Source organism: Rahnella ecdela, from assembly GCF_019049625.1.
GTDB lineage: Bacteria > Pseudomonadota > Gammaproteobacteria > Enterobacterales > Enterobacteriaceae > Rahnella > Rahnella ecdela.
The window spans coordinates 1-20504 of the sequence record NZ_JAFMOY010000094.1; the positions used below are offsets into that span (position 1 = coordinate 1).

The 20504-nt window shown below is 44.4% G+C and carries 14 protein-coding genes and 4 pseudogenes; 9 read left to right on the plus strand and 9 right to left on the minus strand.

The genetic code is table 11. The annotated features are described in order from the left end of the window. Positions 1-91: 91 nt before the first annotated feature. A pseudogene (locus J1784_RS01150) lies at positions 92-211 on the minus strand (transposase); the annotation flags it as partial. A gap of 698 nt (positions 212-909) precedes the next feature. Continuing rightward, positions 910-1959, minus strand: a complete 1050-nt coding sequence (locus J1784_RS01155) for a RepB family plasmid replication initiator protein (protein ID WP_217147701.1) — start codon at positions 1957-1959, stop codon at positions 910-912. A 1067-nt stretch (positions 1960-3026) separates the two neighbouring features. Here J1784_RS01155 and J1784_RS01160 point away from each other — a divergent pair. The 7 genes and pseudogenes from J1784_RS01160 to J1784_RS01190 all read left to right on the plus strand — a co-directional run. After that, entirely contained in the window at positions 3027-3482 is a 456-nt protein-coding gene (locus tag J1784_RS01160; protein ID WP_217147702.1) for a PTS sugar transporter subunit IIA, read from the plus strand. A gap of 1 nt (position 3483) precedes the next feature. After that, entirely contained in the window at positions 3484-3765 is a 282-nt protein-coding gene (locus J1784_RS01165) for a PTS sugar transporter subunit IIB (protein WP_217147703.1), read from the plus strand. Positions 3766-3785: 20 nt separating this feature from the next. Then, the gene (locus J1784_RS01170) at positions 3786-5087 is read left to right on the plus strand and encodes a PTS ascorbate transporter subunit IIC (RefSeq protein ID WP_217147704.1); all 1302 of its coding nucleotides are present in this window, start codon (positions 3786-3788) and stop codon (positions 5085-5087) included. Between the two features lie 17 nt (positions 5088-5104). Next, positions 5105-5734, plus strand: coding sequence for an orotidine 5'-phosphate decarboxylase / HUMPS family protein (locus J1784_RS01175; RefSeq protein ID WP_217147705.1), 630 nt, complete (start codon positions 5105-5107; stop codon positions 5732-5734). An 18-nt stretch (positions 5735-5752) separates the two neighbouring features. Next, entirely contained in the window at positions 5753-6820 is a 1068-nt protein-coding gene (gene ulaG / locus J1784_RS01180) for an L-ascorbate 6-phosphate lactonase (protein WP_217147706.1), read from the plus strand. Between the two features lie 46 nt (positions 6821-6866). Then, positions 6867-8972, plus strand: a complete 2106-nt coding sequence (locus J1784_RS01185; RefSeq protein WP_217147707.1) for a PRD domain-containing protein — start codon at positions 6867-6869, stop codon at positions 8970-8972. Positions 8973-9677: 705 nt separating this feature from the next. Then, positions 9678-10219, plus strand: a pseudogene (locus J1784_RS01190) (IS5 family transposase); the annotation flags it as partial. A gap of 122 nt (positions 10220-10341) precedes the next feature. Here J1784_RS01190 and repE read toward each other — a convergent pair. Together repE and J1784_RS01200 are read right to left on the minus strand one after the other, a co-directional pair. Then, positions 10342-11091 carry a replication initiation protein RepE gene (gene repE, locus J1784_RS01195; protein ID WP_217147708.1) on the minus strand — a complete coding sequence of 250 codons (750 nt, stop codon included), beginning with the start codon at positions 11089-11091 and terminating at the stop codon, positions 10342-10344. Positions 11092-11651: 560 nt separating this feature from the next. Then, positions 11652-11888, minus strand: a complete 237-nt coding sequence (locus J1784_RS01200; protein ID WP_217147709.1) for a hypothetical protein — start codon at positions 11886-11888, stop codon at positions 11652-11654. Positions 11889-13579: 1691 nt separating this feature from the next. Between J1784_RS01200 and J1784_RS26805 the strand changes: the two genes are divergently transcribed. Both J1784_RS26805 and J1784_RS01210 read left to right on the plus strand, forming a co-directional pair. After that, on the plus strand, positions 13580-13927 hold the full coding sequence (locus J1784_RS26805) for an NlpC/P60 family protein (RefSeq protein WP_217147710.1): 348 nt from the start codon (positions 13580-13582) through the stop codon (positions 13925-13927). A 127-nt stretch (positions 13928-14054) separates the two neighbouring features. Continuing rightward, on the plus strand, positions 14055-14957 hold the full coding sequence (locus J1784_RS01210; RefSeq protein ID WP_217147711.1) for a LysR family transcriptional regulator: 903 nt from the start codon (positions 14055-14057) through the stop codon (positions 14955-14957). Between the two features lie 120 nt (positions 14958-15077). Here J1784_RS01210 and J1784_RS01215 read toward each other — a convergent pair whose 3' ends face one another. The 5 genes and pseudogenes from J1784_RS01215 to J1784_RS01235 all read right to left on the minus strand — a co-directional run. Next, the gene (locus tag J1784_RS01215) at positions 15078-15404 is read right to left on the minus strand and encodes a hypothetical protein (RefSeq protein WP_217147712.1); all 327 of its coding nucleotides are present in this window, start codon (positions 15402-15404) and stop codon (positions 15078-15080) included. Positions 15405-15728: 324 nt separating this feature from the next. Then, positions 15729-16371 (minus strand): annotated as a pseudogene (locus J1784_RS01220) (transposase); the annotation flags it as partial. Positions 16372-16457: 86 nt separating this feature from the next. Further along, the gene (locus J1784_RS01225; protein WP_217147713.1) at positions 16458-18044 is read right to left on the minus strand and encodes an ISL3 family transposase; all 1587 of its coding nucleotides are present in this window, start codon (positions 18042-18044) and stop codon (positions 16458-16460) included. Positions 18045-18799: 755 nt separating this feature from the next. Further along, positions 18800-19950 (minus strand): IS3 family transposase gene (locus J1784_RS01230; RefSeq protein ID WP_217147714.1). Its coding sequence is split into 2 segments (ribosomal slippage): positions 18800-19692 and positions 19692-19950, totalling 1152 coding nucleotides; the frame shifts between segments, so codons are not numbered across the junction. A 63-nt stretch (positions 19951-20013) separates the two neighbouring features. Continuing rightward, positions 20014-20250, minus strand: a pseudogene (locus tag J1784_RS01235) (IS3 family transposase); the annotation flags it as partial. Positions 20251-20504 lie beyond the last annotated feature (254 nt).

Here is a 20504-nt window from a genome sequence, read left to right on the forward strand (position 1 = left end):
TTACCCATTTGGGCACAGGTATTCCTGATGCCGGATAGATGTAAGCAACAACCTAAAACCTGATTCAGTGCTTGCAAAACGGAGGTAGTCCATAGATGTAAAACGTGGCATCGGAAATGGCGTGCTTGCGGCAGAGTTCACGGGCGGATACTCCGGCTTCGGCCTCGCGGAGAATACTGATGATCTGTTGGTCGGAAAAACGCTTCTTCATGGGGATGTCCTCATGTGGCTTATGAAGACATTACTAATATCGGGGTGTACTAATCAACGGGGAGCAGGTCAGTGGGAAAGGCATAAAGCATTTCCCAAAGACACAGAACCGAAGAGCCCATAGTCAGTCATTGATAGATAATTCGAAATTCGATAGGGGACACCGGATCTCGATTTCGAGTAGTCAGCAATAAGGAAAGTATAAAGCGTTGCCTTAGCAGAAGTGACACTGTATCAAATCCCTTTCCACTACTTTGAATCAGCTAAGAAATGAGATGCAATATCCACTATAGAATGGATCAACCACTGTAGTCAGAAGAAACCACTGCGGTGAGTGACATCCACTAAAGTGAGTAACAAACCACTGTAGCGAGTAATAACCGCTATGATGAGCTATAACCACTGAAGAGAGTAAATAGCAGAGAGTTGAGATAAGTTAGTAACCACTGACACCCATACTATAAGGGGTTTCAGGTTAGTAACCACTAGGGGGGTTGGCGCAAAGGAAACATACAACCACTGCAGTGAGTAGAAAATACTGACAACAGTGGTTGCCGGATTTCCAGGAGAGCGAGTGTACTGATTGCAGTGGTTACGTTTCTCACTACAGTGGTTGATCTGCTACCACAGTGGTTAACGAAAAAGCCTGCCAGAACAATCAGCAGTCTTTAGATCAGAAGAATTAAAAAGGAACTGGCGCTATTTTTTTGCCTGGCGAAGTTGTTCAAGCAGTTCAAGTTCCTCTTTCGTCAGCATAACCATCTCCCGCGGCGCGGCAGAATCAGCCTCCTTGTGGGCAGGAACATCAATGATATTTTCATCGTCCAGGACATCATAAACATCATCCCCAATGCCCGTTGGGATCTGAGCGGGTCGTAATTTTGGCCGCCGATAGTGGATGCAGAAGTAGACGGCTTTACCCCGTTTGACCTCCGTATAATCGAGATACCCAATTGCCTTAAGCTGTTCCATTGCCTTACGAACAGTTGCGTTCTGTGTGATGGCTCGTGATGTCAGATTAAGACGAGCACGCAGGCGGGACATTGAAATGGGAGCGGGATCTGTCGGAAGACTTTCAATAAACGTATAGAGAGCCTGAGCTGACTCCTTACGGGAAAGTTCATTGATGGCACGTAGCTGGAGAAGAACTTTCTTATCAAACTGATACAGTTCAAAAATCTTAGGATCCGCCTGCAGCTCTACGGAATCTTTCTTCGGGCTGTACTTCGCCGACTGAACTAAGTGGGTAACGTAATAGTCCCCCTCTTTATTCGAAAACGACAAGGTATTCGTTGCGATACGCTCCAGTGAGGCTTCCAGACGCGCCCTGAGCTTCGCTGAGGAACGCGCTGAGGGAATGCCACATAATTTAGCAAACTCAACAAACGGCAGGTATACAGAGTCTCCCAGGACCTTATGCTTGGCAAAGGCATGAATGATCCCAACCCAGGTCTTGAAATCATTATCCATATCTAGCCGCGCCCCCGTGATCTTGATGTTCTCATATCCTTCAGACTTCACGATCGAAAGCTGCTTGAGCTCAGAAGTGACGTCCATTGAGTTCATCTGACCCTTACGGCCGCGAGCAGTAGACTTCAATGTTGGAACAAATAAGCCCAGACGCATCAGAGCTACAGGCTGAACCGTGTTATTGCTGTTAGGAACCAGAGTAACAAGCTCACCCGTTCTCTTATCGGTTTCAGAGAAAGCTTTCGCTATCTCTATGTTTTTAGGCTCATTTTCAGACATTATCAACTCTCACAATGAATGTGGATAAGCGACTCTCGCTACACGATACAGTGGATACTAACACTCACTATAGTGGTTTTACCACAGGGCATAGTGGTTAGTTTGCTGTCTATAGCGGTTATTTTACTGACTATAGCGGTTAGCGATCCTCATTCACCCCAGAAAGGACGAGGCTTACAGAGCAGCGGGGATCTCTTAGGGTCTTATTGGTTCTATAAGGATCTTATTATTGGATCGAAGCATAGGATAACTTTAAAAACAGGGTCTTAAGTTTCCAGGTTAAGATCCACGTTGCAATCACCACCAGAGGTTCACTCTGTGATGAAACTGTGGTCATCATTTTGGGCAACATCTGCTGTCTTAAAGTTGTGTTGTTAATTTCAAAGAGTTAACTGAATCCTTCAGGAAAAATGTTATGCACAGCCCGAATGATGATTTACTCACTCTAGTGGTTTCTAGTTACTCACCAGCGAAGTTAACGTACTGTCTATAGCGGTTACCCCACTCTCTATAGCGGTTAGAATACTTATCATAGTGGTTAGCAATGTGGTTTTTGGCCTTACAGGACGTGGTTTGCAGAGGAGCGGGGATCTCTTTTGATCTGTTTAATGATCTATATAGGATCTTATTATTGGATCTACACTGTGGAAAAGTGGATAACAAGATAAGAATTGAGAGTATTTAGAACTGCCATACATAAACCAGACAGTCCTGAACCGTTGTTGTAGTCCCCCAGGCAAGTAAGCAGGGTCCGTATCTAAGCACAGCACACCATCGACAAAACCCGGAATTCAGTCACGTGGGCATTATGTGTACAGGTTAACGAGTGCGTAATTCTAATATGGGTCACAAATTTAGCTTTTTCCTGAGAAACTCAATCCTCTATAACAGCACTATTTTTTGTGATGGATATTTATTTCCAATGTTTTTATGTGAGCAACAATCAACTACCGTGATTGCTCAGAAGGGAACAGCCCAATTTTTTAAATTATTGACTGTATAAATTGTTTTTTTGATTTCAATTTCCCCGTCATAGGATGCAATTCAGACAAACTTAGGGGAAAGAAATGATTAATGAAATTATTTCCAGGGAAAATATCAATCTGCAAATTAATGCCAAAGACTGGCGCGCAGCAATAACCGCTGCGGGAAATCTTCTGGTAACAGGTGGATATACAACCCCGAGCTATACCGAAGAAATGATTGCTGCCGTTGAAACGCTCGGGCCATATATAGTTGTGGCTCCTGGTATTGCGCTGGCCCATTCTCGTCCGGCAGCCAGTGTTTTAAAAACAGGAATAAGCCTTGCGACCCTCGCTACACCCATCAATTTTGGCAGTGAAGAAAACGATCCCGTATCGATCGTATTCGGACTCTGTGCAACCGATAACAACAGTCATATCAATATCATATCCCAGCTTGTAAATTTTCTTGATGGGGACAATAGCGCGCTATTTTTACAAAAATCTCAAAACATTGAAGATGTCTATCTGGCAATCAATAACGTAAATCAGGGAGTTTAAAATGAAAATTGTTTGCGTATGTGGAATGGGACTTGGCTCGAGCGTAATTGCAAAAATGAATATCGAACAAGTCGTAAAAAAAATGAACATTGATGTTTCAGTCGATACTTGCGATTTAGGCAGTGTGCGTAGTGTTCCTGCTGAATTATATGTGACAACCCGTGAGCTGGCCGCAAGCATGCCAGATGAGTTAAAGAGTAAGACCATTGTCTTAACCAATTTTGTCCGTAAGCAAGAAATTGAAAGCAGTATTGGAGAGTATCTCACCAGGTTTTCTTCCTAACATATCCGGAGAGAAGTGCGATGAAAGATATTATCGAATTTATTATTTTTCAAATACTGGATAAGGCCCCTTTATTCCTCGGGATCATTGCGCTGTTTGGTTTGATGTTACAGCGCAAAAAAACCAGTGAAATTATCGATGGAACGGTAAAAACGATAGTCGGGTTACTCGTTATTACCATCGGGTCAGGGACTTTATTAAAATCGCTTTCCCCCATAATGGGTCAGCTTAATAAAATCCTCGGCATTCATGGCGTTCTGCCTGCCAACGAAGCCGCTTTTGGCGTGGCTATGCTGAAGTTCGCCAACGACGTTACGTTAACCTTTATCCTCGGCTTTTTATTCCACCTGTTTTTCGTTTATATCATTCCGTTTAAACGCTTTAAAAACGTGTTTCTGACAGTACATATCCAACTTTTTCTAGCCACTTTTATGGTTCTTGCCTTGCCAGGTGCGCTCGGCCTCTCTGGCGTTGCTCTGATCCTGACGGGTGCCATTCTTTGCGGGCTTTACTGGACGCTATCTCCGGCAATTACCCGCAAACTGGGGCAGCATTTCATTGGCGATGACCTCACCCTTGGGCATAACCAGCAAGTCGGCGCATGGCTTGCCAGTAAAGTTGCACCCCTGTTTGGTAGCCCGTCAGAAGATGCAGAAGAGCTGAAACTTCCAGGTTTCTTATCGATGTTCCGTGACAACACTATTTCACTGGCGTTCCTGATGCCTCTGATTTTTCTCGGGATCGGTTTATCGGTAGGTGCTCAGGGAGTTACGGAACTGAGTGGCAGAACAAACTGGATTGTCTGGCTGTTGATGCAGGGGCTGAGCTTTACCGCCGGTGTTGTCATCTTGCTCATTGGCGTCAGGATGTTTATCGGCTCCATTGTTCCCGCCTTTAAAGGGATCTCAGACCGCCTGTTACCGGACGCCGTTCCAGCATTGGATTGCCCCGCACTTTTCCCTTACTCGCCCACCGGGGCAATGCTGGGGTTTATCGGTTCGGTCACAGGCGCTCTGGTCGTCACAGCGGCCACCGTTTTACTGAAAAGCCCAATCATTGTTTTTCCAAGCCCGATAATTATGTTCTTCGATGGCTGCACGATGGGCGTTTTTGGTAACAAATATGGCGGTTATAAAGGCGCATTGGGTGCTGGCTTTATCACCAGCGTTATCGCTCACGCCGGGGTGATCCTGCTTTACCCAATGATGGGTTCGCTTTATGGCTCCGGTCTGATGTTCTCCAATATCGATTTCAGCCTGGTCTGGTTACCACTGATGTATCTGTTGAAATTCATCGGCACAGCCTTTGGCCTTGTCGCGTAACTGTTAGGGAGTTGGTCATGAAAATACAACTGGCACTGGATTTATTAGACCCGCACAAAGCGTTGGATGTTGTCCGGGAAGCAGGATCCCACGTGGAAATTATCGAAGTAGGAACTTCGCTTCTCAAACACAGCGGCATTGCCATCGTTAAAGAGATCCGTGCGATATGCCCGGAGAAACCCATCTTTCTGGATATGAAAATCATTGATGGCCCGGAGCGTGAGGCCACATTGATGGCGCAATGCCTGCCGGAGTATTACTCAATGCTTGCTGTGGCAAGTGATACCGCCGTCAGAAAAGTGCTGGCAATTGCCAGCCAGAATAACGCCATTGTGGTGTTTGATCTGCAATCTGTTTCTGATCCGGTGTTGCGCGCCTGTGAACTTAAAGCCCTTGGCGCAACGCATATCTGCGTACATAAAAACGCCGATTGTGGGGACGATCCTCAACAGGCATTCAGTGAATTTATTGAGGTTCACAAAGCCTGTGGATTAATTATGTCGCTGGCAGGGGGGATCAGTCTGGATACGTTGCCGGCCATAAAAGAGCAATTGCAGCCAGAAATCGCCATTGTTGGCGGCGCCATTTTGAGCGCGACAAATCGCCGCAACACAGCCTTGAATTTCGCCGCTATCGCTAATGCTTAAACAGATTAAGGAAAAGTAATGAGCAATGTAAATGACATCACACGTGAAAGCTGGGTACAAAATACCTTCCCTGAATGGGGCACCTGGCTTAATGACGAAATAGAAGCAGAGCAGGTTGCAGCAGACTCGGTAGCCATGTGGTGGTTAGGCTGTGTCGGAATGTGGATCAAGACTCAGGGTAACGCCAACATCAGCATCGATTTCTGGTGCGGCACAGGAAAACGTAAGAAGAACTTGCCTGACATGGAGCCCGGTCACCAGATGGCCCGGATGAGTGGTGCACGTATTGCTCAGCCGAACCTCAGAAACACGCCATTCGTTCTCGATCCCTTTTCGATCCGTGAAATTGATGCCGTGCTTTCAACGCATTATCACGCTGATCATATCGATATTAATGTCGCTGCCGCAGTACTTAAAAACTGTAAAGATGATGTCTCTTTCATCGGCCCGCAGGCGTGCGTGGATCTCTGGATAAATTGGGGTGTTCCTTCCCACCGGTGCCGCGTGGTGAAACCTGGGGATATAATCAAAATTAAGGATATGGAAATCCTGGTTCTGGAGTCATCTGACCGAACTATTCTGATCACCGAACCGCCGAAGCCGCTGGCTGATGAAAAAAGTGAAATCCCTGATATGGATCTGCGTTCCGTCAATTATCTGGTTAAAACATCAGGCGGCAATATTTATCATTCCGGCGACTCGCATTATTCGAATATGTACGCCCGACATGGCAAAGAGAATCAAATCGATGTGGCTTTAGGGTCATTTGGCGAAAACCCAATTGGCATTACCGACAAAATGACGTCAGTGGATATCTTGCGTATGGCTGAGAGCCTGCGGACTAAGGTTATGATCCCTTTCCATCACGATATCTGGAGCAACATGCTGGCGGATACAAATGAAATACTGACACTTTTTGAAATGCGTCGTCACCGCCTGCAATACAACTTTGTGCCTTTCATCTGGCAGCCTGGCGGTAAATTTGTTTATCCTAGGGATAAGGATCGCCGTATTTATCAACATCCTCGCGGCTTCCCGGATATTTTTGAAGCGGAAACGGATTTACCATTCCCTTCATTCCTCTGAATCAGAGAATACCGGCGTTCAGGCGCCGGGCTTCAAAGGATCGAGCATGCAGTTGGATCACCTTGCCGTTGATATCATAAAAAAAGTGGCCGCGGAGCCGGGACTGCCCCTTAAAACACTCTGCGAAAAACTCTACCTCCCACAAAGAAACTTTTATTACCGCAGGAAAAAAATCAACGACTGGCTTGTTCATGAAGGATTTTCTCCCCTTCTGGCTGACGTGCACCATGGCTTACGTTTAGACGAGAATGAAGTAGGAACCATCCTTAACCACCTGACTCTGCTTGATAAACAGAGCTATAAATTGTGCTCAGAAGAGCGCCGGGATCATCTCCTGCTTAACCTCGTCTGCTCTCCAGTTCCCCTCTTTACCCAGCAACTCAGTGAAATCAATAATGTCAGCCGCAATACCACCCTCGATGACCTTAATACGCTAAAGCCAGTGCTGCAAAAGCAACATGACCTGCTACTCCAGGTCAGTAAAAAAGAGGGTTATCATGTCACGGGAGGGCAACTCGAACGGCGGTTGTGTATTCACCAGATGCTACAACGCTCTCTTAAGTATGCTCATGCCCAGGTAGAAGCCAGAGTGCAGCTCGTACTACGTAAACATCTGACAGAGCACAGGCTGTGCGCTTCTGAAGTCAGAAACGCCATCATATTTTCTATTGGTCTGGCAGAAGGCCAGCTGGATTGCGTATTCAGCGATAAAGATAAAAGACTGCTGGTGTATATGATGATGTTCAGTCTACTGGAAACAGTGAAAGGTAATTATGCCGAATTTACCCCCGCTCAGATAAACGCACTTCGTAGCCAGCCAGAATGTCTGACTGCAGCCTCGATACATTCCCATTTATCGGAACAACTCGATGTGGGGGATATCGCAAGCAATACGTTGTTTTTGACTTTGTTACTTTCTATCAGCAAAAAAATCGCCAGTTCCCCGACTGGCGATGCAAACGATCGCCGCCTGACGTTATGTATCCGGCAACTGGTTGAGCAATTCCAGTCTCTCTCCGGTGTTTATTTTTCTGACGTTTCAAGTCTGGTGGTACGCCTTTTCTCTCATCTTGGACCTGCTATCCACCGCTGCTTATTTAATATAAAAAGTGAAAACGTTCTGCGTGAGGATGTGATCCAGAGCTATCCCCTGATCTTTCAGTTATGCAGGCAGGCAATTCAGGGGATGGAGACAGAGTACCAGGTAGTTTTCAATGATGATGAGCTGAGCTATATCACTATCAGTTTCGCCGCATGGCTCGATATAAAGCCTGAAACCGGCGAGCAGATCGTACTGCTAGTCACAGAAGGTGGCATGTCTTCTACGGCAATTCTCGAAAACCAACTTCGCAATCTGACAGTGCTACCTTTGAGTATCCGCCACCTCTCTTACAGCAAGTTTATGGCGCAACCCTTACCTGTTGGCACCCGACTGGTCGTCAGCAGCATTGTTCTTTCCAGAGAAAAATTAGCCGACGTCTATCACATACTTGCACAACACATGCTCAGCGCAAACGAAAGGATTCAACTCAGGAATATCCTGGAAAATAAGCATGATAATGTTCGGGAACGTGAGCTAGTTAATACGCTTGTCGCTGCGGCAACCAGCCATGCACCGCAAATGAAACAGGAGTTCCAGGAAGCAATCAGCGAGATAGTGCATCGTTATTTACATCAAACCCGCGGTGGGGAAGTGCATCCAGAAAACAAGCAGCTTGCAGATTACTTACATGGCAGGGTGCAATTTAGTGCGAAGCAGATGGAGTGGCGAGAAGCCATAAAAAAAGCCACAAAACCTTTGGTTGATCAGGGAGTTATTTCGATTTATTTTGCAGAAAGTATTATCGCCAATATCGAAAAATCCGACCTGACCATGTATCTCTCTCCAGACGTATTACTCCTGCACGATGCACCTCCTCAGGGGATCGCCGCACCTGCACTATCGTTACTGAAACTAAAATACCCTCTGCATTTTGAAGGTTGCACCAATCAGATAACACCTCGTCTCATCATCATCCTGGTGCCTTGCGCAGACCTTTCACATATTCCTCTGCTGAGCGCCCTGAATGATTTGATAAGCGATGAAAATATGCTGAATAAAATGCTAAAAGCATCTTCTTTACAGGAGGTTTTGGACGTTTTGTCAAAATGATGTGTGTGCGTTGTCAACAAAGCCGCCCAACAGTCATTCTCACTTATTGGCCTGAAAGATTACTCCGTGAAACAAAATACCCTCACCATCCACGTAAACTGACACAGTTGAATGCTTCAACCAGGCCGGCGAATCCAGCTGGTTCATCGAATGGTTCTCTTGTACGGATAATTACACGAACAGTGCAACCACTGTAGAGAGTAAACAGTTGCCATCTGATGACATCATCAACCACTGTAATGAGGGGTTATGCCTATTGAAAGTGTTTTCGACGAGTTACTTACACTTAATTGCTCACTACAGTGGTTGTTACTGCAAGCATCGTCGCGATTCATTCTCTGCAGTGGTTGCTGCTTATCGCGGGGATGCGATGAGTATGCGTTCTGGTTCTGAAAACAAGCTATAACCGGCGGGAGAATACAAAAGAGTTGATGCTAAACGTTGCTGGTTCCGCCAGTGGCGAAAAGACACGCAGTAAAACCTTGAGAAAAGAACACCAATCCTCAGTAATAGCGTCTCGCAAACCACACTTCCTTTTTGCTTTGAAATTTTTCTAGTATTTTCATTGAGTTGCTTTTTAGCTATCGAGGGTAAACAATGTCAAATGGGCTTTGTTGAATAAATCGAACTTTTGGCCGTAATCAGGATCAGATCACCACATTCCCGATCCTGTAGCGGTATCACGTGGCAAAATAAAAGTTCAAAATCACCAACTGGGCTACCTACAACAAGGCGCTCGTCATCCGGGGCTCACTGACATTCTGGCTTGATGAGTCAGCCATCCAGGCCTGGTATGACGAGCCAACACGTCTTCACGTGGTCGTCCGCAACGTTATTCTGAGCTCGCTATTACCACCGTACTGATGCTCAAACGCATCTTTCGCCTCACGCTGCGCGCCGCGCAGGGATTTATTGATTCCATTTTTACCCTGATGAAGCTCCCGCTCAGGTGCCCGGATTACTCCTGCGTCAGCAGGCGGGCTAAGTCCGTCAACATTCCTTTTAAAACCCCCGCGCGCGGCGAAATAGCCCATCTGGTTATCGACTCCACCGGATTAAAAGTCTTCGGGGAAGGAGAGTGGAAGGTGAAAAAACACGGCAAGGAAAAGCGCCGCGTCTGGCGTAAACTGCACCTGGCGGTGGACGCTGATACGCATGAGGTTATCTGCGCTGACCTTTCCCTGAACAATGTGACGGATGCGGAGGCTATGGCCATGATCCGCGCATTAAACAAAATGACGCGTGCAGGTATGCCAGAAAGTGTACGGATTGGTTGAGGGAGTCAGCGACGAAGGGAGCTTTTATCTAAATCCGATTTATTCAACAAAGCCTGTCAAATGTGACAAATTGCCCTGAAGAGCACACGTAATTACAACGGACGCTGATCGTCAAAATAGTTAAAGATAATGTGTGTTGTATGACGGCCCTTTTTCTTTTCTGTATAAGAAACCTGCATCGGCGTTCTGCTGTTTATTTCCTCTACAACAGGGATGAGGAATCGACGTCGGAAATCAGGCATACGCAGATAGCTTTGTGGCAACAGATAGCGCTCCATTATCCAGTTTATCGTCAGGGAGACGATACCTGAGCCATCAGGTTTGCGATACTGGCAGAGGGATTCATATAGCCGCATAGCATAGGGATTTGTTATTTCTTTAGTCTCACTCAGCCTGAACTGGGTAAATCTGTTCTGTAGCCCAATAAAGTAAGGAATAAGGAAGGGATTGATATGCACGCTATAAACGCCCCTGACAGGGCTGTACGCTCGCTTAATAAACCAGGGAAACGATTCATAACCCTTCTCGCCACCCGCATCATCTTCAGGTCGATAAACCGTAATCTCTTTGCCTGCAAATCCCTTCAGCGATTGTCTGATGTCTTTACTTGCTTCTGCAGAAGTAAGGGAAAAAGTTGCGGCATATTTCGAGACCTGAATTTCGCAATTACCGTCATGATCATTTAAGAATCCATCCTGGCCACGGATCTGTTCAACAAAAAGATAAAGCATACGCTTCTGATCGCGGGTCAAACTATAAGCTGCCTCAGTTAATTCATTTGACTGAACTATACGAGAGCTATTTTTACGTTTTTTTGTATTTATCAGAAACGTCTCAGTCATATATTTACCAGGTACAGTGTGACAAGGCCGTAGGTTGTCACTGAAATAAATTCATGTCAATAACCTTGTGTTTACAGGGGATTGTTAAGGGCAGTTTGTCACAGTATTAAGGGCGAATTGTCACACTTAAACATTCTATATCAGGGTGATTTGTCACACTCAGAGGGCAATTTGTCACACCAGTGAAGCTACAGGCCTTGATATATCAGGATTGCGATGTCCCTAAAAAGATCTTTAAAAAGATCTCTAAAAAAGACTTATAAAAATAGAGATGTATATGTGGATAAGTGGGTAAGCACATCCTGTTTGTCCGAGTGACTTACGCTTCCTCGCCAGCTAACTCGCTCACGCTCGGTCGCAAGGCTGCGGCAAGCGTTGCTGTCAGGTCGATTAATTATCCAACATCACGGATATAATGAAAATGGTATTTTCAAAAAACCAAATTCATGGCGTGAGTTATGACCAAGGATTAACCGAAACGCAGGAAATTTAATGTTTACCTGATTATTTCCCTGTATTAATAGAACTTAAGCAGGCAAAAGGGAAGGGGAGAAGATACATTACCAAATTTGAAGTGACTTCATTAGAAACCAGAATGCGAGGCCCGTAGAAAAGGTTCCAATTGTGATATAAAGAAAAATATAACCGTAGAAGGGTAGTCCGCCATCTACATAATAGTACTCATTCCTGCCATTTTCAGCCAGTGCACCAGTCTGCCAGCTTCTGATTCCGTATAACAATATTATGATTGCTACGATAAATAGAATAGCAGAAAGAATAAAACGATTCGGATCCATTACTACTTCCTTGTTTATAAAAATAAAGTTATAGTTTTTTAAAATATTTCTCATCGCGTTCATAATGAACTCTGATTTTAAAGCATATCTAATCGAGAACTAAAATACCATCTAATGTTAAATTTAAAATTTACATATACAATGACGTCATTTCAAAAGCTTTGAGCACATGGATATTAACGGAGATAAATGAGGAATAATTTAGAGCAGACTATAGATATCTTAAATTCATTTTATAAAAACCTTTTTTTTATTAAATGAATTTAACTGATTGGCGATTTTTATCTTAGATAATCAGGTTAAAATGGTTATAATAATGCTTTTTTAACATATCAGAAGAGAAAGTATTGCTTGATCAACATGATAGTGATGTGGGGGGAGTTCTCATTTGAGATGACGACAAGGAGGTGTGAGGGATTATCTGCAGGGGCCATCATCAAACACATTTTTAAAGATCTTCAATGCGAGATTAACAATTTCCATCTTTTAATTTTTTTGGATCATTAATTGATAAGAATATAAAATGGGTGAAAATATTATAGTAGTCTTTTTAATATTTTTGAGTGGTAGTCTTCGTGCCAGTGACCGGGGTATGATTCTGCATTGTCCGTCACGGAAGAAAATAGAAATTTCCATTTTTAATAACAAACTCACAACCGCCAAGTGGCCAAAAAATTTTATCGTTTCAAGCGGGCCGAGAAAGACACATACAAGCTCAGGCAGGGCGGTCATAGTCACCATTTTTCCAAAATGGGGATCAAATGTTGTTTTATCCTGTCAGTAAAAGTTATTTGTTTAATTATGCCGAAGATAAAAAAACAGAAAAGTGCCGTCTCATGAGCATATTTACCCATAAGCTAACAGCGCTACATAGAGAAAGATGTCATTAAAAATACAATTAAAACAGAAAGTTAAATAATTTATTAGTGGATTTTTTTTTTGCGCAGCCACGGCATGTCTTACATGATTCCGCATTATTGCTGGTAAAGATCACTAGTGTTTTCCCTCTGAAATCTAAATCCTCTGAAATTTTTATGTCTGATTTAATTTTTGAAAAAAAATGTAAAAAAATAATTCAGTACAAGTATGTGTTTCAATAAAATTTATTTTTTTCAACAAATTGCAGCCATATCAATTTTATTAAATTAACTATTTAACAAAATAACATTGGAAATGGTGGTTTTATAAAAAATACATGGCATATTAAGAATGATTAATTAGGTATCACAAATAATGTTTTTCAGGATTGTTGACAGTTAAAAAGGGATTTACTGTGTTCAGGAAGAGTTATAAAGGTTATTACATTTCCATTTTAGTCAAGGATGAAAGAGAATTCACCCGAAATGTAATCACCAATATGTGCCACCATGTATAGTTTTTTCAACCTCGTTACGAGACGTGACAGAAAGAACATTTTTTTTAGAAAGGTGGCGAGTACGTTATTCATTGGGTTGATGGTTTTATCGCCACTCCAAAATTTACTGGCTAAAACACATGCAATTCATAATAACCATTGCAGAAATTGCAATCATAAAAGTCATAGTACCTATAGCAGTCACAAAAGGCATAAGACTAAAAAGACTCTTAAGGTCCATAAGACTCATAAAAATAAGAGGAGCCAGAAGAGTTTTAAAAGTCATAGTCGCTATTCCATTCTAAAAACCAAAAAATTAAAAACTCGACAAAAACTGATGAAAAGTTATTTGAGATGGAAAGGAACACACTATCTTTATGGTGGCACAAATCGGCAAGGAGTTGATTGCTCATCTTTGACTCGACATATATATCAAGAGTCATTCGGTATTCATTTACCAAGAACGACCTATAGACAGATTAAAACGGGTAAAAGAATAGCAATACCACAGCTTAGAATAGGCGACCTTGTCTTTTTCCATACTGGCAGATATGAACGACATGTTGGAATTTATTTGGGCGACCAAAAGTTTATACATGCTTCTAAAATTAAAGGTGTTACAATTTCCAAAATGAACAATGTGTACTGGAGAAATAAATTTCTGGATGCCAGACGGCTGAACTGAATTTTTTGTTGATTTTTTGAATTTATTTTTTAAAAGTAGCTACGTTACTTTTATTTTAATAAACTTATGTTTTTATATTTTTTAAAAAAACGTAGGTATTATTTATAGTCTTTTTCTAAGGAAGAAAATGCATACTGTCGATATAAAAGTACTCAGGGCTGTTCATCTCCTAATTATTTGTGGGAGTGTAACTAAGGCGGCAGAAAAATTAAATGTGACCCCTGGGGCTGTAACTTACTTATTGAATAAAGCAAGAAGAGCGACTTCGTCAGCACTCTTTTTTAGAACAAAAAATGGTATGCTTCCCGACAATGTCGCCAAAGAGTTGAGCTTAAGATATCTAAAGTTTTCCAGTGAGTTTTATGAAGATAATCAGAAGCTTTCTCTAGTTGACAGAGAGATAACGATCAGTACGTATGCTCTTATGGAGTTATTAATTGGCATTGAGTTAGATGAAAGTAGTTTGTCAGGGAGGATTCTTTTTTCTCCCTTAGCTATGGATGACAATACTCGCTTAATAAATTTAAGAAACAGAGAAGTTGATATTGATTTAGGTACACGACTATCCTTTGACAACAGTATTATTCAGTCTTTACTTTTTTCAAGCAAAATAAAGGTTGTTGCCCGAAAAGACCATCCAGGCATACGTGATAATTTATCTCGTGCCGACTGGCTTAGTGCTAATCATGTTGTATGGAGCAGAGGGATGCATTTGATTTTTGAAAGCCATTTCCACGCTAATGAATTTTACGAACAGAGAGGTTCCAGAAATGTTAATTGTGTTTCGAGTAACTCATTAAATATGCTCATGATGGCAGGATTTACGGATAACCTCATCCTGATGCCTGACATAATCATAAAATGCTTTCAGGATAAACTACCCATTGTTTCGTATGATTTACCCTTTGATTTCGATATCAAATATGAATGCTATGCCCATTATCATGGTTCTATGGCTAAGGATGAAAGAATCAATTCTATTCTGCAGATGTTAGGTAGTAGTTTCGAGAGAGATGGCGAGAAAGAATAGTTCACCCACGTTCAACGACATGGGGGAATGAAACGAGTAGAGTCACATACCGCCTTCCTTAAGACGGATGCGATGTTAAAATATTACGTTAGTTCTGGTTATTTAATATTGAAGTGTCAATCAAATTACATCATGTAACGAGCTGGCTAGAATATCCAAATTTTCAATGAGGTCTCTCAGCAAACGGTGGGTCTCCTCCGCATAGCCTATTTGTTCAAATATTTGTTCTTCGATATCTACTGTCAGGTTAAATGCTTTTCCTCTGTTGCTCCCATCATCAAATAAATCTCTATGCTCGAGGGTCTCATTTAATGTAATCAACTTTTTATATATTCCTGGAAGACTATCGCATTCCGCCTCTTCTATTTTTTGCAATAGTAAGCATAGTAACTCAGAAGTTTTCGAAATAGATGAAATATCGATAGTTTTTGCATTAATATCCGTCATAAAAAATCCTTTCTGGTTAATCATTTTCTGATACGTCGTCTTTGGCATAACGTAGGCTTTTGAATGTAATGCAAAGTGTTGCATTCTGTAAGTGTGTATAAAAAGCCCGTTTCATGAAGGGATGCCTTTAGAGTAACGTGAACCTTTAGTTGAATTCAATAGACAAAAAAATGACAAAACTTATTGATATATAACAAAAAAAAAACCTCCTCCATAATCGGTCAACCACTTTTTGATTTGAGCCATCTTATTGCCATTTAGCTAGCCCTGAGCATTGTTGAATAAATCGATTTTAGATAAAAACTCTTGCTTTCAGTCACTTCCTCAGGCAATTCGTACACTTTCTGGCATGCCTGCTCGCGTCATTTTGTTTAAGGCACGGATCATGGCCATAGCCTCCCCAACCTGTGCATCATAATCCCGCAGCGTAAGATACCCACCGAACAGCTGTTTAACCTGGTACATCGCCGTTTCTGCCACCGAACGCCGGTTGCAAGCCGTGTGCTATTTCCAGTACGCATTGCTCCCCGTCAGTCGTTGCCTCGCCACCGCCTGATTTCTGTCGGCATACTCTCCCGGACTGTAAGCCGCCCTCATTCGCGGCGGAATAAATGCCTTAATTTTCTTGCGCCTAAGCTCGTCGTGGCACCGTTTTGTGTCATAAGCCCCGGGAAGGCCTCTGCTTCAGTCACATTGTACAGGGAGTGTGGTCAGCGCAGATAACCTCATGCGTACCGGCGTCCACCTCCAGGTGAAGTTTCCGCCAGATGCGGCGCTTTTCCTGGCCGTGTTTTATCACCTTTCACTCAACCTTACTGAAGACTTTTAAGCCGGTGGAGTCGATAACCAGATGGGCAATTTCGCCGCGCGTCGCGTTTTTGAACGGGATGCTGACGGACTTAGCCTGTCTGCTGACGCAGGAGTAATCCGGGCAACGGAGCGGGGGTTTCATCAGGGTGAAAATGGCCAGTTCAGAATAACTGTTAGTACCGATGTAAAAATGACCCAGATGCCAATGTAAAACAGGGTCTTCCGCAACTTGGGTGGAGCTAATCATGCAAGAGGACTCATCACTCGCCGCCTCAACAGTTCGAACCCGGCACGACCGTACATTTGGCGTTTCAACATCTTCAGTCGGTTTACATGCCCCTCAACAACGCCGTTACTCCACCTGCAAGATATTGCCGCTGCATCAGATTCCATTCCTGCAGCAACCCGCTGGAGGTCTATAAGTCCGCTTTCGCTTACATTAATGAACCACGGGTTTAACAGTGTTTTATTTCTCGTTTTCAGCATTCTGTAAAAGTCGAGTGCCAGTTGCTGCGCCATTTTCAGCTGAGGCTCTTTCTCGCACATCAACCCGATGAACCGTGATGCGTAGTTTTCTTCCCCTCTGATTATTCTCCAGGGCATCAACCAGCGACTGACTCTTGAGGCTGAGGGAAGACGAACCGAAGTAAGGATCGGATCTGTCACCCCTTTACGCCATTTGGTAATGGCATCTCTAACCGTTGTTTCACTGCCGGTGAAGCCCATCGCCGCCATCTCACGCCATATCTGGCTGGCGTTATAGTTACCATTTTCCCGTTGTTGCTCTAACCAGCCACGCCATGGGTCAAGAAGGCCGGGCTTTGGTGGCCTGGTTGACATTTCAGGGAACATTACCGACTGTATCCATCGGCGAACAGTTACTCGTGATAATCCGGTTATGCGAGATATTTCTCTGTTCCCTCGTCCATTTTTATGGAGTGAGCTCACTTCCGCCCAACGGTTATGCCGCTTTTCACGTCTCTGTTGTTTGATCCGCTCCGGAAGGAGAAGTACCGGTAAGGTTGCTGATTGAACTTCTGGAGCATTATTTTTGGGCGACAGTTCAGTGGCAACCAGCCGTATCAGCGGCATATGCCTGTACATCATCCGTTCCAATGCATCCTTCAGGAGATGCCAACGATTGGCGACTTGCCTCGCCTGCGGAGCACCATCACGTGCGGCCATCGCATAGATACCACCGCGATCGCGTGAGACAACCTGTATTTCCGGATATTTTCTGAACCAGGCCGTCAGGCTGCGTTGCTCGCGCCCAGGAAGCAGAGCCAGAGGGCGATGAGTATCAAGATTGACGATCAACGTGCCGTACCGGTGACCGCGATGCCATGCCCACTCATCGATCCCAATATTCTGGGTTACGGCTTGTACTGGTTCGGATGCCTGAACCACTCTGCGTAGCAGAGTATCAGCGCTGGTTTGGATACCGGTGGCTGTTGCGGCTCGCTTGCCTGCCTCGCCACCGGCGATTAGCCCCAGTTGATGCTGTAAATTCTGCAGAGCCTCTGAAGATTGCTGCCTCGAACCGGCGAAAGGGACCAGAGATTCAGCGAAGATTTTACGCGAGCACGCCGGGTTACGGCAGTACCAATGGCGGACAGCAAAGGTCAGAAAAAGCGATTGTCCTGAGCACGGAAGATGTTGTATACGCCGCCGTCGGCAGCTATGAACGGAGCTACTGCGTTTCAGGCATTCAGGGCAATAAGCTGATTTCCGGGTAGCACTGAGATTGATGCTCACCCTGTGATGACTAGTGATTTGTTGGACGACTTGCCATCCGCGCGGCAACTGCAACAGAGCCTGAAGTGAAGTCATTTAGTTGTCCCTAACTTAAAACAACTTAGATCCTTGTTAACTAATAAGTTTCATTTATTTTCTTCCACCTAAGTTGCGGAAGACCCTGTTTTGCCACGAGATACCGCTACAGTTTCAGAAATGTGGCGATCTGATCCTGATTACAGACAAAAGTTCGATTTATTCAACAAAGCCCTAGCTCTGTTGCTATACAGGGCTTTGCTCATAATGGTCAGAGGGGAAGGTAGGACAGTCTTCTGGCTATAAATACGTACCTGATGCTTTCTATCGTCTCAAGATGATATCGGTCTTTACTCTGGTTGAGCGCTTTGGATACCGCTTGCTTACTGATATTTTTTATATATGCTATTTCTTTCTGGGTTAACCCGGAAGAAAATAATATTATTATTTCTAATTGCCATGTTGTTAGTTCAGGGAAAAGTTTATGACAGTTACTTAAATTTCCATTCCTCAGAATATCCATTGTATGCTCCTTTTGCTTATCATTCTGATTATTGCTTCAGATTAATAGCTTAAGTTGTGAGTGATTTTCATTCTATAGCGCGCGTTAAGAATAAAATAATAATTCGCTGATAAGTATAATTAGCATGAATATTGTGAAGTAATAGCATTGCTCTTTGCCTGAAAAAGTTTTAAAAAACAGATGTATACGTAAAATTTCAGCATAATGCATGATGTCAGTCGAAGAGTGTCTGAACTAATTTAATTGACCTGCTCCCCGATGTTTGATCCTACCCACGTAATGTGGCACGGTCCTAAGCGAGGTTCTGGTTTTCAAACTGTTCCGGGCTGAGGCCGCCACAGGCACTGTGACGACGCCACCGATTGTAATCACACACGATATAATTAAACACCGTCGTCCGCATTATTTCCCGGCTGATAAAGCGTTCCCCGTGGAGACATTCCACTTTCAGCGAATGAAAGAAGCTTTTCACGCAGGCATTGTCATAACAGTAGCCTTTCGCACTCATACTCCCATGCAGATCATGCTGTTTCATTAATGCCTGATAATCCGCTGAGCAGTACTGCCCCCCACGGTCGGTATGAACGATAACATTCTCTGGTCGTTTACGCCGCCAGAGTGCCATTTGCAGTGCATCACAGGCCAGTTGCGCCGTCATCCGTGAAGACATCGCCCAGCCGATGACGGCCCGGGACCACAGGTCAATGATTACCGCCAGGTACAACCAGCCTTCGTCCGTGCGCAAGTACGTGATGTCACCCGCCCATTTCTGGTTCGGACCGCTGGCGTAAAAATCCTGTTTCAGCAGGTTCTCCGACACCGGCAGGCCATGTTCTCGGTAACTGACCGGGCTGAACTTACGGGCAGCCTTTGCGCGGAGTCCCTGACGGCGCAGGCTGGCGGCAATAGTTTTGACGTTGTACTCCGGCAGTACGTCAGCGAGACGAGGCGCACCATAACGCTGTTTTGCCTCCGTGAATGCCTGACGGACAGCAGTATCACAGACGAGCCGGAACTGCTGACGTGGTGTTATCTGCTGACGACGCAGACGCCAGGCATACCAGCCGCTGCGGGCGACCCGCAGTACCCGGCACAGGGTTTTGATGCTGAACTCAGCCCGATGATTTTCGATAAAGACATACTTCATTTCAGGCGCTTCGCGAAGTATGTCGCGGCCTTTTGGAGAATGGCCAGTTCCTCTGCCTGTTCCGCCAGTTGGCGCTTATGGCGTGCAATTTCAACGGACATTTCCTGCTCACGTTCGGAAGAGCTGCGGACATTGTTAATCTTGCTGCGCCATGCGTAGAGCTGGGATTCGTACAGGCTGAGTTCGCGGGCAGCGGCAGCAACACCGATACGCTCAGCAAGCTTCAGGGCTTCGTTGCGGAATTCTGGCGTATGTTGCTTGCGGGGCTTTTTGCTGGTTGATGCTGATTTTGTCATGAGTCACCTCTGGTTGAGAGTTTACTCACTTAGTCGCGTGTCCACTATTCGCGGGTAGGATCAATCCTTTTCTCCCGCAGAGACAGGACAATGAAGCCAGACGTAAAATCCGGCACGGGCAACTTTCAAAACCCGACACATCGCAGCGATCGACCAGATATCACGGTGATCGTTGATGAAGCGGTGCTTTAGTCGGGCTCTCTTGCAAAGTACCGCGCTGCCTTTTTCAGAATAGCCCCGCTCTGTGATCTGGCGGACAGCTTCTTCCTTAAATTCAGGAGTAAATAGTTGTGTGCCCATAGACTCCTCCTTGTATCTCAAAAGTGGATTACTATGAACTGGCTTAGATTTGGCAAGGCCTGTGTAGTCCGATTCCTACCGGGGTTATTGAAGCCCGCAGCATAGCGATTGACGCACAGGCTGAGCCTGAAAAGACCCTAGTTTCCTAGACTGTTCCGTGCCTCATGAACCAGGCACTTTCATAAACTGCAGGGGCTTGATCCTCACAGGCACTGTGGCGGCGTTTAGCATTATAAAACATCTCGACATAATCG